This is a genomic window from Vibrio orientalis CIP 102891 = ATCC 33934 (genome assembly GCF_000176235.1).
Classification (GTDB): domain Bacteria; phylum Pseudomonadota; class Gammaproteobacteria; order Enterobacterales; family Vibrionaceae; genus Vibrio; species Vibrio orientalis.
Genome location: NZ_ACZV01000005.1, coordinates 1836720 through 1849907, shown reverse-complemented (window position 1 = coordinate 1849907; position 13188 = coordinate 1836720). Strand labels below are relative to the sequence as shown.

Annotated in this window: 13 protein-coding genes; 8 read left to right on the top strand and 5 right to left on the bottom strand. The window is 46.0% G+C overall.

The window, feature by feature from the left end; all coding sequences use genetic code 11:
* Positions 1 to 20 precede the first annotated feature (20 nt).
* The 5 genes from accA (at position 21) to VIA_RS19125 (ending at position 4114) form a co-directional block, all read left to right on the top strand.
* Positions 21 to 980, top strand: a complete 960-nt coding sequence (gene accA, locus VIA_RS19145; protein WP_004415239.1) for an acetyl-CoA carboxylase carboxyl transferase subunit alpha — start codon at positions 21 to 23, stop codon at positions 978 to 980.
* Between the two features lie 94 nt (positions 981 to 1074).
* The gene (gene tilS, locus VIA_RS19140; protein WP_004415238.1) at positions 1075 to 2382 is read left to right on the top strand and encodes a tRNA lysidine(34) synthetase TilS; all 1308 of its coding nucleotides are present in this window, start codon (positions 1075 to 1077) and stop codon (positions 2380 to 2382) included.
* A 62-nt stretch (positions 2383 to 2444) separates the two neighbouring features.
* A complete protein-coding gene (locus VIA_RS19135; protein ID WP_004415236.1) occupies positions 2445 to 2759 on the top strand; it encodes a c-type cytochrome in 315 nt (104 codons plus the stop codon).
* Between the two features lie 111 nt (positions 2760 to 2870).
* Positions 2871 to 3209, top strand: coding sequence for a nitrogen regulatory protein P-II (gene glnB, locus VIA_RS19130; protein ID WP_004415234.1), 339 nt, complete (start codon positions 2871 to 2873; stop codon positions 3207 to 3209).
* Positions 3210 to 3256: 47 nt separating this feature from the next.
* Positions 3257 to 4114: an endonuclease/exonuclease/phosphatase family protein gene (locus tag VIA_RS19125; RefSeq protein ID WP_004415232.1), complete on the top strand. Its 858-nt coding sequence runs from the start codon at positions 3257 to 3259 to the stop codon at positions 4112 to 4114.
* Here the strand turns inward: VIA_RS19125 and VIA_RS19120 are convergent.
* From VIA_RS19120 to gloB, 3 genes are all read right to left on the bottom strand, one after another.
* Positions 4094 to 4780: a YIP1 family protein gene (locus VIA_RS19120; protein ID WP_004415230.1), complete on the bottom strand. Its 687-nt coding sequence runs from the start codon at positions 4778 to 4780 to the stop codon at positions 4094 to 4096. The genes VIA_RS19125 and VIA_RS19120 overlap by 21 nt on opposite strands.
* Entirely contained in the window at positions 4777 to 6342 is a 1566-nt protein-coding gene (locus VIA_RS19115; RefSeq protein WP_004415228.1) for a LysM peptidoglycan-binding domain-containing protein, read from the bottom strand. Before VIA_RS19115 ends, VIA_RS19120 begins: the two co-directional genes overlap by 4 nt.
* A gap of 70 nt (positions 6343 to 6412) precedes the next feature.
* On the bottom strand, positions 6413 to 7171 hold the full coding sequence (gene gloB / locus VIA_RS19110) for a hydroxyacylglutathione hydrolase (protein ID WP_004415227.1): 759 nt from the start codon (positions 7169 to 7171) through the stop codon (positions 6413 to 6415).
* A 33-nt stretch (positions 7172 to 7204) separates the two neighbouring features.
* Here gloB and VIA_RS19105 point away from each other — a divergent pair, with 33 nt between their 5' ends.
* Positions 7205 to 7942 carry a class I SAM-dependent methyltransferase gene (locus tag VIA_RS19105; protein WP_004415226.1) on the top strand — a complete coding sequence of 246 codons (738 nt, stop codon included), beginning with the start codon at positions 7205 to 7207 and terminating at the stop codon, positions 7940 to 7942.
* Here the strand turns inward: VIA_RS19105 and rnhA are convergent.
* Positions 7939 to 8403 carry a ribonuclease HI gene (gene rnhA / locus VIA_RS19100; protein WP_004415225.1) on the bottom strand — a complete coding sequence of 155 codons (465 nt, stop codon included), beginning with the start codon at positions 8401 to 8403 and terminating at the stop codon, positions 7939 to 7941. The two genes, VIA_RS19105 and rnhA, sit on opposite strands and share 4 nt — an antisense overlap.
* Positions 8404 to 8459: 56 nt before the next feature.
* Here rnhA and dnaQ point away from each other — a divergent pair, with 56 nt between their 5' ends.
* Together dnaQ and VIA_RS19090 are read left to right on the top strand one after the other, a co-directional pair.
* Positions 8460 to 9194, top strand: coding sequence for a DNA polymerase III subunit epsilon (gene dnaQ, locus VIA_RS19095; RefSeq protein WP_004417333.1), 735 nt, complete (start codon positions 8460 to 8462; stop codon positions 9192 to 9194).
* A gap of 11 nt (positions 9195 to 9205) precedes the next feature.
* Positions 9206 to 10456 carry a TIGR03503 family protein gene (locus VIA_RS19090; protein WP_004415221.1) on the top strand — a complete coding sequence of 417 codons (1251 nt, stop codon included), beginning with the start codon at positions 9206 to 9208 and terminating at the stop codon, positions 10454 to 10456.
* A 73-nt stretch (positions 10457 to 10529) separates the two neighbouring features.
* Here VIA_RS19090 and fadE read toward each other — a convergent pair whose 3' ends face one another.
* Entirely contained in the window at positions 10530 to 12983 is a 2454-nt protein-coding gene (gene fadE, locus VIA_RS19085) for an acyl-CoA dehydrogenase FadE (RefSeq protein ID WP_004415219.1), read from the bottom strand.
* Positions 12984 to 13188 lie beyond the last annotated feature (205 nt).

The following is a 13188-nucleotide window of genomic DNA, read 5'->3' as shown; positions in this document are numbered from 1 at the left end:
GAATAATAAAGGATCTATAGATGAGCCTGAACTTTTTAGAATTTGAAAAGCCAATCGCAGAGCTAGAAGCAAAAATTGAAGCACTTCGTGACGTATCTCGTCATGGTGGTGAAGCTGGAGTTGATCTTGAGAAAGAGATTGAACAGCTAGAAAAGAAAAGCCTAGAACTTAAAAAGAAAACGTTCAGTGACCTTGGAGCATGGGAAACAGCTCAGCTAGCTCGTCACCCACAACGCCCATACACGCTAGATTACATCGAGCACGTATTTACTGAGTTTGATGAAATGGCGGGTGATCGTCACTACGCTGACGACAAAGCCATTGTTGGTGGTATGGCTCGTCTAAATGGCCGTCCAGTGATGATCATTGGTCATCAGAAAGGTCGTGAGACAAAAGAAAAAGTAAAACGTAACTTTGGTATGCCAAAGCCTGAAGGTTACCGTAAAGCGCTACGTCTAATGCAAACGGCAGAGCGTTTTAACATGCCAGTGATCACTTTCATCGATACGGCAGGTGCTTACCCAGGTGTTGGTGCTGAAGAGCGTGGTCAGTCAGAAGCAATCGCAACTAACCTTAAAGTGATGGCTGGCCTAAAAGTGCCAGTAATCTGTAACGTTGTAGGTGAGGGCGGTTCTGGTGGTGCTCTAGCGATCGGTGTGGGTGACTACGTCAATATGCTTCAGTACTCAACTTATTCGGTAATCTCTCCAGAAGGTTGTGCTTCAATCTTATGGCGTGATTCAGATAAAGCGCCACAAGCAGCAGAAGCGATGGGCCTAATTGCTCCACGCCTAAAAGAGCTTGAGCTTGTCGATGAAATTATCGAAGAACCACTAGGTGGCGCTCACCGTGATCACCTGACAATGGCTCAAAACATGAAGGCAACGCTATCTCGTCAACTTGAAGAGTTAGAGCAGTTTGATAACGATACGCTACTAGAGCGTCGTTACCAGCGCCTAATGAGCTACGGTTACTGTTAATCGCTACTCTTGTCATAGAAAGGCTGAACTTAGGTTCAGCCTTTTTTATTGCTAGTGATAAAATAGCCCTATAACTCTCAAGATAAAGATAGTGATGAAGCTTAAATCTACGTTTTATGCAGCGATTGACCAATATTACCAACCAAACACACGTATTGTGCTTGGCTTGAGTGGTGGGTTGGACTCACGAGTGATGCTCGAACTGCTGGCTCAATACGCTCAGCAATATCGCGTGGATTGTTTAGCGGTACATGTTCACCATGGGCTGAGTGACAATGCTGACCAATGGGCCGAGCAGTGTCAGCATTGGTGCCAATCATTAAATGTGCAGCTAGTAGTTGAAAAAGTGAGCTTAGATATTGAGGGGCGGAGTATCGAAGAGAGTGCTCGAGAAGCTCGTTATAACGCATTGCGCAAGTACCTCAGCTCGGGTGATTTACTATTGACTGGTCAACATGCAGATGATCAGTTAGAGACGTTTTTACTGGCTCTTAAACGAGGCAGTGGTCCAAAAGGTTTATCTTCAATGGCTGCGGTAATGCCTTTTGCAAGTGCGCAAATCGTAAGGCCATTGTTATCGGTTACTCGCCAAGAAATAGAAGAGTTTGCTCAAAGTTTAGATCTTGAGTGGGTTGAAGATGAGAGCAATCAAGATCAGCGCTTTGAGCGTAACTTCATTCGCCATAATCTCACGCCTAACATGAGAGAGCGTTGGCCTCACATCCATCAATCGGTGCGACGTAGTGCTGAGCTTTGTGCAGAGCAAGAACAACTGCTTGATGAGCTGATGGCTGAGAAACTGTCTGCGGCGCTGCATTCAGACAGCAGCTTAGAGATTGCAACGTTAGCGGAGATGAGTGAACTGGCAAGAACGCGTCTGCTGAGAATGTGGCTTGGGTCCCTTGGTCTACGTATGCCTAGTCGAATCCAGCTTGATAAATTATGGCAGGAAGTCGCTCAGGCTCAGCAAGATGCCAACCCTCAATTGACGCTAGCAGATGGGCAAATTCGACGCTTTGCCCATAAGTTATACGTCGTACAAGCGTGGCAAAGTCTTGAGCAATGGCAGTGCTCATTACAGCTCGAACAAGTTTGTGAGCTGCCAGATGAGTTAGGCCAATTGGCATTGGTTTCATCACCTAATGGGAAGTTATCACTAAAAGCCTTAGCCCAAGCGCCACTGCAGGTGATATTTAACCCTGAAGGACTTTCGGCACATCCTGCAGAACGTGGCCACAGCCGAAAACTGAAAAAATTATTTCAGGAGTATGGTGTCCCGAGCTGGCTTAGACGTAGAACCCCTATAGTAATGTGTGGTGAGCGGGTTGTTGCGGTTGGCGATTTATTTATTGATCGTCACTTTATAGGCCAGGACTGTGAACTCATCTGGGACAAGCTTTAGTTGTTTCTGTAAAATTGTATACATAAAAACGTACAACTATCATGGAATTATAAGGACGAGCAATGAAAAAAATCACTATTGGATTGGCTATCGGATTAGGTCTACTAAGTGGTCAAGCGTTTGCTGCGGGTGATGCGGCGGCAGGGCAAGCGAAAGCGGCAGTATGTGCTGCGTGTCATGGCGCTGATGGTATTGCAATGATCCCAGGTTACCCAAACCTTAAAGGTCAAAACGAACAATACATCGTATCTTCTATCAACGCTTATAAAAACAAAGAGCGTACAGGTGGTCTGGCTGCAGTGATGCAGGCGCAAGCATCTATGCTAAGTGACGCAGATATTGCTAACCTAGCGGCTTACTACGCAAGCTTGAAGTAATAGCGAATTACTTGAGATGAATGATCAGGCCCGAGCAGTGAATGCTCGGGCTTTTTATTACCCTGTTATCATGGGATAATGGCGAAAGTTACAATAGTTTAAGGGATGAACATGAAAAAGATCGAAGCCATTATTAAGCCGTTCAAGCTTGATGATGTACGTGAAGCGCTAGCTGAAGTTGGTATTACGGGCATGACAGTGTCTGAAGTAAAAGGTTTTGGCCGTCAAAAAGGTCATACCGAGCTGTATCGTGGTGCCGAATACATGGTGGACTTCCTACCTAAAGTGAAGCTAGAAATTGTCGTGACTGATGAAGTGGCCGATCAATGTGTTGATACCATCATTGAGACTGCGCAGACAGGCAAGATTGGTGACGGAAAAATCTTTATTACCGATGTTGAGCGTATCGTGCGAATTCGTACAGGCGAAGAAGACGAAGACGCAATCTAATTTATTAAAAAGAGCCGTAAGGCTCTTTTTTGTTTTTGGCGAACAATATGAAAAAAGCTTCCTTAATTCTGCTCCCTTTAGTCCTCGCGAGCGCGACATTTATTGGTTACAAGTCGATATTCCAGTTATCGGACAGCGCGCAACTGACATCGTTAGACGGCGAGCAAGTGGAGCTATCACTACAATGCTATCAAAATCCGAATGCGGCAGTCGTTGACCAATCAGGTGAAATAAATCTGTTAGTTTGGAATATCTATAAGCAAAATCGTGACAATTGGCAGCAAAGTTTGCAGCAGTTTGCCACTAACAAACAATTAGTGCTGCTACAGGAAGCGAGCATGACTGAAGAGCTACGCGAATGGATATTGGCGGCTAAGTGGTTTGGTAGCCAGGTCGATGCGTTTAAAGCGTTTGATACCACGGCGGGGGTACTGAACCTTTCATTGAGTGCACCAGCTAAGGCGTGTGCTTATACAGAGCTTGAACCATGGCTTCGATTACCTAAATCAGCCTTGTACGCACTTTATCCGCTGTCTAATGGTGAGCAGCTAGCGGTAGTGAATATTCATGCGGTCAACTTTACTTATGGCACGGTTGAGTATCAGCGTCAGCTAGACGTACTGGTGAATGAGCTGAAGAAACACCAAGGGCCAGTCATTGTTGCGGGCGACTTTAATAGTTGGAGTGAAGAGCGTTTGAAGGTGATGCACCAAGCTCTGAAATCAGTCGGGCTGCAAGAGGCAACGTATTTACCTGATCATCGCACCCAATTTATTACAGGGTTACCACTGGATCATGTGTTTTTCCGTGGGCTTGGACTAGAAGCAGCAGAGGCGCCCGAATCGGACGCCTCTGATCATAATCCTATTTTGGTTCGCTTCCGATTAGAAAATCAGGATGTATAGCGCCCAAATCAAGTAGTAACCCACCCAAGGTAGCGCGGCAATAGCAAGGGCTTGTCCGCGCTCAAACTCAGTCCAAGTACCAACTGCCGCATAGCCAAGCGCAATGTACCAAGGCAGTAATAGAGGGAATGAGCTAGCAAACTGAGACCACTCATTCGTCAGTGGTAGTTTGAGTAGGCCATTCAAGCTATTGAGGTCAGCGGCATAAACCATTACCTGACCATGCTTAAGTAATACGCTGACATAACTCGCTAAATCACCAATGATTGCCGGGAAGGTAATGACTGCACCAGCCGCGAACCATTTCCAAAAACCATGCTGATGTTGGCTTGGTTTAGTCGCTAGGTTAAACCAAAATGCCAGCATAAGGATGGTCAGTGTACGACCGGCAATATCACTGATGATTTCACTCGCCATCAGGGTATTAGCATCCAATAGCTCTAGCTGTTTTGGGTTTGTCTCAGCCAGTTGTGCTGCCAAACCTTCTCTTAGCCATTCAAAGTTGACCAAGTCAAAGTAAGAACCCCAGAATAAAAATGGTGATAAAATTAAGAAAACATAAGGCTGCCAACCCCAAGCACCACGTTGGTATAGGGCTAAGAAGCAGGCGCTTGGAGATCGAAAAATATCGATCAGCATAACAAGTGGGTTGCTTGACGGGTTCATACGCTCACCTTAGTTACATCCACGTAGAGCTTAAGCTTCTGTCCCGGTTTGAGGTACTTCTGCTTATTTAAGCCATTCCATTTAACGATATCGTTCGACTTCACTTTGAACTTGCTAGCAATGCCACTGATGGTGTCACCACTGCGTACGTTGTAGAACACGGTACGAATGATGGCGCCATCTGAGCTGTTTTTCCAAATCACCAGTTTTTGACCGACGCGAAGTGTATCGCGTGGACCCATGCCGTTCCACTTAGCCAGAGATTGGTGTGAAACCTTATTCTCTTTGGCAATCGACCATAGGCTATCACCTGAGCTTACCGTGTGAGTCAGTTTGTACTGGCCGCGGTTCTTTGATTGCGTTTTTGCAAGGCGGTTAGAGGCACTCAGTGCGTAAGCTTTATCATCTTTAGTCGACGTTGGAATCAGTAAGTGCTGACCAACTCGAATATTGTTATTGGCCATGTTGTTCGCGGTACGAATCACGCTTGAAGTTGTGTTGTACTTCTGCGCCAATACACTAACGCTATCGCCAGATTTGACTTTGTAGCGCACTACTTTCATGCCCTTGCCACGATTATCACTTACCGCTTTATTGAATTTAGCAACGTTACCCGTTGGCAAAAGCAGTTGGTGTGGTCCTTCTGGCGCGGTTGCCCACTGATTATATGCAGGGTTGAGGCTTTGTAGCTCTTTCACTGAGATACCTGCATATTGAGCTGCAATCGCGAGATCGAGTTGCTCTTTAGGATCGACCAGTTTAACCACCGGTTTGTTAGCAATCGGCGGAATGGTTAGTCCGTATTTCTCTTGGTTAGCCACAATATCGGCCAGCGCAAGTAGTTTTGGTACGTATCCGCTAGTCTCTTTTGGCAGATCTAACGAGAAGAAATCGGTAGGCTTACCTAAATTGTTGTTCTTACGAATGGCACGCGAAACACGACCGCCACCACTGTTGTAGGCTGCAATAGCGTGTGACCACTCACCATCAAAACGTTTATTGAGGTAAGTTAGGTAGTCAAGTGCAGCATCGGTTGAGGCAGGCACGTCGCGGCGGCCGTCATACCAAAAGTTTTGCTCTAGACCTTGCTGCTTACCTGTCCCTGGGACAAATTGCCATAACCCTGCAGCGCTACCGTGTGAGTAGGCAAAGGCGTCAAATGAGCTTTCCACAACCGGAAGTAGAGCTAACTCAAGCGGGAGGCCCCGCTGTTCGATCTTCTCAGTAATCAGGTACAAGAACGGTTCTGCACGCTTAGATACTGTTTTCAAATGATTGGGATGCTTTAGGTACCAAGTACGGTAGTAGTCGACCAATTTCTGATCTGGAATAGGCATCTCTAGTTGCATCGCAATACGTTGCCATACATCTTCTTGAGATTGAGGAGTCACCACTGGTTGTGGTTTTGCTACCGGCTTTGCGGGTTGAGTGGTTAACTCAGTTTGCTTGCTTGGTGTTGGATTATTGGTTCCCGGAGAGACGGCTTCACCGGAATCTGTTGGCTGGGTAAGTTGACAGCCAGATAATACTAGCGCGAATACCCAGCTGTGTTTAACTCGCATTTCACAGCCCTTTTTATCTTTGGCTGCTGATAATACTTGTCACAATTAGTCAGTGACAAGCTGCAAATCGTTAAAATTCGTTCTTCCACTCACGTAATGCAGTAAAAATTGACAAAGAGTCTGTCTCAGAGGTGCGATTTGCGACCGAACGCATGACGGTTGGCTGATCGGTGCGAAGGAACGGGTTGATCCATTTTTCACGACGAATGCTACTCGGTAAGGTCGGTTTGTTTTGCGCACGTAGGCGATTGACTTCATCACGATACTGTTGCAGTTGTTCGTTGTCAGGCTCGACAGCAAGTGCAAACGCTAAATTACTTGCGGTGTATTCATGGGCGCAGAACACTTGAGTCTCTTCTGGTAGGGCGGCTAATTTGCTTAGCGAGGTGTGCATTTGTTCCATTGTTCCTTCAAACACACGGCCACAGCCGGCAGAAAACAGTACATCACCACAAAACAGCTTACTGTCTCCGACGTAGCCAATATGTCCAAGAGTGTGGCCTTCTAAGCCTAGAACAAAGAAGACTTCATCAAACAGTTCAATTTGATCGCCCGTTTCGACCGCGTGAGTCAACGTGGGAACAGGTTCATTCGCCGGGCCGACGACATCGATGTTAGGGAATTGTCTTACCAGTTCAGCAATACCACCAATGTGGTCATTATGGTGGTGGGTGATAAGAATTGCTTCTAAACTCAGATCGTGTTCAGCAAGGTAATCAAGCACAGGCTTTGCATCACCTGGATCGACAACTGCACAACGGCGATCGCTATTTTCAATCAGCCAGATGTAATTATCATTAAATGCAGGTATGCTTTTGATATTCAACATAATTGTGTCTCCCAAGAGTGAAGCAGGTTAGATATGAAACCAGCACGTAGCGCCAAAAAGCTTGAAAAACCTCATTCATGGTCTCAGCTAAAAAATGGTCAATGGGTCAATGACTCCATCCAAACCCGAATTGATGAATGGTGCCCTAGATTATTTGGGTATCACTTACTCAAGTTGGGTGGTTTGAGCTGCGAGTTAACCAGCTTCAACTGTAACATTCAACATCAAGTTCAGTTAGATATCCAGAACCCTTTGCATAATGTGATTGCAGATGGTTACGATTTGCCCTTTTTGGAGAAAAGTTTTGATGCTGTGTTAATGGCGCATCAGCTCGATTACTGCAATGACCCTCACCGGATGCTGCGTGAAGTTGACCGGGTAATGATAGATGATGGCTATTTGATCATTACCGGATTTAACCCAATAAGTTTAACTGGCTTGGGAAGCTTAATGCCATGGCGACGTAATAATTTGCCTTGGAGCGGTCGAATGTTTACCCCAAACCGCATTAAAGATTGGCTAGGACTGCTGAATTATCAAGTGGTCGAGTGTGATAGCTATGCTCTTTTTCCAATGCAAAAGTACCGGACGATGTGGACTTGGCTTGAGAACAGCTTAGGTGACTGGGCGTCTCCGATGGGCAGTTTGTACTTTGTTGTCGCACGCAAGCGGACTTATCCTTTAAAACCAATTAAGCCGCACTGGAAGCTAAAACGAAAATTGACGCCAGTTAGCGTCAATTATAAGGTTTCGAACAAGCAGCAGCATTAATTTGGAATGTAACCCGTATCTTCTTCGGTTGGATTTTCTGCTGCGCCGCGGGCAAGTTCGTCACACATTTCGTTTTCTCTATGTCCGGCATGGCCTTTGACCCAACGCCAATCAACGGTGTGGCGCTCGGTTTCTTGGTCAAGTGCTTTCCAAAGGTCGGCATTTTTAACTGGTTTTTTGTCGGCGGTTTTCCAACCACGTTTTTTCCAGTTATGGATCCATTGCGTAATGCCTTGACGAACATATTGGCTATCCGTGGTGAGAATGACGTCACACGATTCTTTCAATGCTTGCAGTGCAACGATGGTTGCGAGCATCTCCATGCGGTTGTTGGTGGTCATAGTGTAGCCTTTAGCAAGGGTCTTTTCTGTCTGTTTGTAACGCAGGACGACGCCATATCCGCCAGGACCTGGATTACCTAAACAAGAACCATCAGTGAAAATTTCCACTTGTTTCGTCATGATTTGATACTATTGGGTTAAGCATATTATTGGCATAGTCTGACACATATTTTGTTATGAATACCAGCAACAATTCTGAACAACATCGTATCGTCGTTCTCGATACGGAAACCACCGGTATGAACCAAGAAGGTGGACCTCATTACCAAGGCCATAGAATCATCGAAATTGGCGCGGTAGAGATCATCAATCGTAAACTGACCGGTCGTCACTTTCACGTTTACATTAAACCTGATCGAGATATTCAATCTGAAGCGGTTGAAGTCCACGGTATTACGGATGAGTTCTTGGTCGATAAACCTGAGTACCAAGATGTCCATGCGGAGTTTTTAGACTTCATTAAAGGTGCGGAGCTGGTGGCTCATAACGCCCCCTTCGATACCGGCTTTATGGATTATGAGTTTGGTATGCTCGATCCAACCATTGGTAAAACCGACGATTATTGTAAGGTGACCGATACGCTGGCGATGGCGAAGAAGATCTTCCCGGGCAAGCGAAATAACCTCGATGTACTTTGTGATCGTTACGGTATTGATAACTCCCACCGTACTCTTCACGGCGCTTTGCTCGATGCGGAGATTCTAGCTGACGTCTACCTGTTAATGACCGGTGGTCAAACATCGCTGCAATTTAATGCCGGTAGTTCAAATGATGACGGTGGGGAAGCGATAAAACGTGCAGCCAGTGGACGAAAAGCGCTAAAGGTTCTACGTGCAACGGCCGATGAAATAGATGCCCATAATAAAAGATTAGATATCGTCGAGAAAAACGGAAGTTGTCTCTGGCGTTAGTAGGAGAAAGGATGTTGAGGATTTGGATTGCCATTGTAGGTATTGTATTTAGCGCGTTAAGCTACTCTGCTGAAGAATCCTCAATGAGCTTGTTAGATAACCGTTTTCGAGTTGATCCGTCGATTAAGCAGATCACTTTTGTTATCTATCGAGCAAAAAGCTCACAACCTGTGGTTTTAGTTCGCCCTGATGGTAAAAAATACTACGCGTGGCGCTCTCCGGATAATGTCCGTTGGTATCAAGAGTCATCGATGGACATTATTTCTATTGATAACCCGATGCCGGGCCCTTGGCAAGCCATCGGTAAAGTAACACCCAAGAACAAAATCAAGCTGATTTCTCACCTAGAGCTCTCTACTGATAAGATGCCCAACCGCCTCTACTTAGGTGAATCGATTAAGTTTAACGCGCGCCTGACCTCTAACGGGCAGCCACTTGTACTGCGTGATTTCTTAGATCGTGTCAAACTTAAGGTGACCTTCACCAAGTTTATTGAAAATGAAGAGACCTTAGTCAAAGAAGCTCGTCCAATTCCTGAAGTGATTGGTGAATTTGCTGATGATGGACGTGGCTTAGATGAAGTAGCAGGCGATGGCATTTTTACCGTGTTATTGCCAGTCTCTAGTGAGCCGGGCAAGTATCGTGTCCGAATCACCTCTGGAAACGGTGTCTTTTTGCGTGCTCAAGAGCAAGAAGTGCTGGTTTATCCTCAGCCATTGCTATCGACCTTCATCCAATCTCGGGTTGTGGGTACTCCACACAAAGTCGTGATTAGCGGCGAGCAGGGTATGATTCTTCCGGGGTCGATTTCTGCGCATATTGAGCATAACGGCCCTGATGGTGACAAAGTGACGGTACAAGGCAGTGCGCAAGCAGAAAGTAACAAACTGGAATTAGAAATCCCCAACAGCGAGAATAACGGAAATTACTCTTGGTCTGGCAAAGCGTTTGCCACCGAAATGGGCTCAGAAAGACCACTTATATTTGAAATTACCGAGCATACTTATAGTGTGGTTGAAGAGGTCGACTTAGCGGAAACGCGACGTTTACAAGAGCTTGAACGAATCCAACAGCAGAAAATGCTCGAAGAGATGCAGCTACTGCAAATGCGTGAAGAGAAGAAGACCCGCACCATGATCTTTATCGGTGTAGGTAATATTGTGGTACTGATTCTTGGTCTTGTCGTTTGGTTTGTGATGGGCAAGTTGAGAGCGAAGAAACAAGCGATACCAGAGATGCAGTTGGAGATGCCGAAGAAATAAAGTATTTCACTGACTTTGTAACAATTAAAAAGAGCTGCCATTGGCAGCTCTTTGTTTATGGACAGATTTGGGGTTAAGCGACTTCATCCATTGCAGGTGTCAGTGCTGGTTGAGGCTTTGCCGCTAAGTCCTTTGGGTCAAAATCGTCAACATTGATAACGTACAGACGATGCTGCTCAGCTTCGCGTAACAAGTTGGCTTCGTTGCTATCAATAATACCTTGCTCTAGGCCGATATCGGCAACGAGATCTAAGCGTAGGAATGGGCGACGTTGATTGGTCGCTTTACATATCTTATCAAACACAGGCTCAGCCTCTAGAATGATATGCAGTGCCTTCTCAATCTTACCGACTGGGTTAAACTCGCTCGCTTCAAAGTATTGATTACGGCCAATTCGAGAGCGTGTCGCACTTGGCGTTTGAAGAATTTGAGCCACTTTGCTATCAAGCTTGTCACTTGGCGCTTTGCGTATACGGCCAAATGGTAAGATGATCACTCGAAGTGCTTTTCCTAGCCACTTGTTCGGGAAATTAGCTAAGAACTCATCAATCGCATGTTCCGTTTGCTTCAAGCTGTCTTGCAGGCCCCAATGAACTAGCGGTAGATCATCGGCAATACGGCCTTCGCTTTCATAACGTTTCAGTGTTGCTGAACTTAAGTACAGTTGACTCAAAATATCGCCAAGACGCGCAGATAGACGCTCTTTGCGCTTCAAAGACCCCCCTAATACGGCCATTGAGATATCTGATAAGAAGGCAATATTGGCACTGTAGCGGTTAAGTTGTTGGTAATAGCGGGTTGTTTGATCTTTCACTGGTGCATTAGACAAGCGGCCATCGGTAAGGCCTAACCACAAGCTACGGACAAAATTACTCATAGTAAAGCTGACGTGTCCCGCTAGAGCGCTGTCAAATTTATCCAGAGCATCTGATGAATCTGAATACGCGGCATTCATCTCTTCTAGAACATAAGGATGGCAGCGGATTGCGCCTTGACCATAGATGATCATCGAGCGAGTCAGTATGTTTGCGCCTTCCACGGTGACTGCGATCGGTGCACCTTGGTAGCCACGAGCCAAGAAGTTCGATGGCCCCATACAGATGCCTTTACCACCGACAATATCCATCGCATCAATCACGCTATGTTGCATACGGTGAGTACAGTGGTACTTAACGATAGCTGAAATGACCGATGGTTTTTCACCTAAATCGATACCCGCGACGGTCAATGAGCTTGCAGCATCCATCACATAGGCATTACCGCCTAGGCGTGCCAACGGCTCTTCGACTCCTTCCATATGACCGATAGGTTGTTTGAATTGACGGCGAATACGAGCGTAAGCACCTGTTGCAAGTGCTGCGGTTTTGATACCACCGGTTGAGTTTGAAGGTAGAGTAATACCACGACCAACCGATAGACACTCAACCAGCATACGCCAGCCTTGGCCTGCCATTTTTGGTCCACCAATGATGAAATCGAGCGGCACAAACAGATCGTCACCGCGAGTAGGACCGTTTTGGAATGGTACGTTTAGTGGGAAATGGCGGTTACCAATTTCAACACCTTTTAGATGAGTAGGGATCAGGGCACAAGTGATGCCGAGTTCTTGTTGCTCACCAAGCAGGCCATCTGGGTCACGCAGTTTAAATGCTAAACCTAGTACCGTCGCAACAGGGGCGAGGGTGATGTAACGCTTGTTCCAAGTTAGGCGCATACCCAACACTTCTTTACCTTCCCATTTGCCTTTACATACCACACCAAAATCTGGAATAGAGCCAGCATCTGAGCCAGCTTCTGGGCTAGTCAGGGCAAAACAAGGGATCTCTTTACCTTCGGCTAGGCGAGGTAAATAGTAATCTTTTTGCTCAGTGGTCCCGTAATGTTGCAGCAATTCACCAGGGCCTAACGAGTTTGGAACGCCTACAGTAGAAGAGAGAACGCTGGATACGCCCGTCAGTTTTTGTAGCACCAAAGATTGCGCATAAGCTGAGAATTCAAGGCCACCGTATTTCTTTTTAATGATCATAGCGAAGAACTTGTGATCTTTAAGGTATTGCCATACTTCTGGTGGTAAATCGGCAAGTTCATGAGTGACTTGGTAGTCGTTAACCATGGCGCAGACTTCGCTCACTGGCCCATCTAGGAACGCTTGTTCTTCAGCGCTTAGCTTAGGATCTTTTATCTCATGTAGCTTGTTCCAGTTAGGCTTACCTTTGAAAAGCTCGGCTTCCCACCAAACAGTACCCGCATCAAGTGCTTCTTTTTCTGTTTGAGACATTGCCGGAAGCACTTTCTTAAATAGAGTCAGTGCTTTTTTGCTGATTAAAGATTGGCGCACCGACGGGATAGCCAAAGTCACCACTGCTGCGATGAAAAGAACCCAACTCAGGGAGCCGGCGCTACCAAAGATAGAGAGCGCTACCATGGTTGCGGTTAGAGCTGTGATAGAGAGTAGCAGCGAACTGCGGTGATATAAGCAGACCGCAAGTACTGCGGTAAAGCCTAAGATAGAGAGCAAGATGTCCATATTATTGTTCCTTTTACGGCGGCCTTATATGTGTTGTACGCCTTTAAAGTAGTAAGAGGTCTAACCAGTTAAGTGTAATCAAAATATTAATAAAATGTAAAATGCCAATTTGCTCAAAAAGTGATCTAAGTAGAGTGAAAGGTCTAAAAATGACGAGTCATGCAGATTTTGTGAGGAGAGATTTGCAATAAAGGTGCAATTGTTA

Bases quoted from the DNA above. Each gene is read 5' to 3' on its own strand.
- accA (WP_004415239.1), top strand. From the start codon at position 21: ATGAGCCTGAACTTTTTAGAATTTGAAAAGCCAATCGCAGAGCTAGAA.
- tilS (WP_004415238.1), top strand. From the start codon at position 1,075: ATGAAGCTTAAATCTACGTTTTATGCAGCGATTGACCAATATTACCAA.
- VIA_RS19135 (WP_004415236.1), top strand. From the start codon at position 2,445: ATGAAAAAAATCACTATTGGATTGGCTATCGGATTAGGTCTACTAAGT.
- glnB (WP_004415234.1), top strand. From the start codon at position 2,871: ATGAAAAAGATCGAAGCCATTATTAAGCCGTTCAAGCTTGATGATGTA.
- VIA_RS19125 (WP_004415232.1), top strand. From the start codon at position 3,257: ATGAAAAAAGCTTCCTTAATTCTGCTCCCTTTAGTCCTCGCGAGCGCG.
- VIA_RS19120 (WP_004415230.1), bottom strand. From the start codon at position 4,780: ATGAACCCGTCAAGCAACCCACTTGTTATGCTGATCGATATTTTTCGA.
- VIA_RS19115 (WP_004415228.1), bottom strand. From the start codon at position 6,342: ATGCGAGTTAAACACAGCTGGGTATTCGCGCTAGTATTATCTGGCTGT.
- gloB (WP_004415227.1), bottom strand. From the start codon at position 7,171: ATGTTGAATATCAAAAGCATACCTGCATTTAATGATAATTACATCTGG.
- VIA_RS19105 (WP_004415226.1), top strand. From the start codon at position 7,205: ATGAAACCAGCACGTAGCGCCAAAAAGCTTGAAAAACCTCATTCATGG.
- rnhA (WP_004415225.1), bottom strand. From the start codon at position 8,403: ATGACGAAACAAGTGGAAATTTTCACTGATGGTTCTTGTTTAGGTAAT.
- dnaQ (WP_004417333.1), top strand. From the start codon at position 8,460: ATGAATACCAGCAACAATTCTGAACAACATCGTATCGTCGTTCTCGAT.
- VIA_RS19090 (WP_004415221.1), top strand. From the start codon at position 9,206: ATGTTGAGGATTTGGATTGCCATTGTAGGTATTGTATTTAGCGCGTTA.
- fadE (WP_004415219.1), bottom strand. From the start codon at position 12,983: ATGGACATCTTGCTCTCTATCTTAGGCTTTACCGCAGTACTTGCGGTC.